Annotated in this window: 2 protein-coding genes; one reads left to right on the forward strand and one right to left on the reverse strand. The window is 67.9% G+C overall.

Annotated elements, in window-relative coordinates; genetic code table 11:
• The coding region (locus tag FK530_RS26230; protein ID WP_205124290.1) for a hypothetical protein at positions 1 to 233 on the forward strand (233 nt) is incomplete at its 5' end.
• A gap of 23 nt (positions 234 to 256) precedes the next feature.
• On the opposite strand, the gene FK530_RS25510 is transcribed toward FK530_RS26230, so the two are convergent.
• On the reverse strand, positions 257 to 520 hold a 264-nt coding region (locus tag FK530_RS25510), incomplete at its 5' end, for a putative quinol monooxygenase (protein ID WP_146489539.1).

Here is a 520-nt window from a genome sequence, read left to right on the forward strand (position 1 = left end):
TGCGCCTCGACGCCGATGTCAGCGGCCTGTCCCCCGCCCAGCAGCTCAGTGCCGATGACCTGCGCCAGCGTCCCCTGTTGCTGTCCATTGCCTACGGGGAACTGGTCTCCCCGGCCTTCCAGCAGGGCTTCTTCGATGCCGTCGACACCTTCGTGGAGGGGCGCGACCCCTCGACCTTCGTGACGGTCCTCAGTGCCCGCATCAACGAGGGCGTCGCCCCACCTCCGCGCTGAACCACGCGGGGGTGTCCCGCCCTTCACTCCATCGCGTCGAGGAAGGTGAGCAGGGAGTGCGGCTCGACGATGAGTTCGTTGAGGCGGGCGTTGAACGGACCGCCGTAGGGCATGCCCAGGTGGGTGTGGAAGGCGTCCTCGTCGGCATAGGCCTCGAAGACGAAGAAGTGGTCGGGGCGCTCCGACTCCCGGTAGGGGTCGAAGGCTCGGTTGCCCGGCTCCTGGCGCACATTGGCGGTGAGCCCCATGAGGAGTTCGGCCACCTCATCTGCGCATCCGGGCTTCGC

This window comes from Tsukamurella conjunctivitidis (assembly GCF_007858475.1).
GTDB lineage: Bacteria > Actinomycetota > Actinomycetes > Mycobacteriales > Mycobacteriaceae > Tsukamurella > Tsukamurella conjunctivitidis.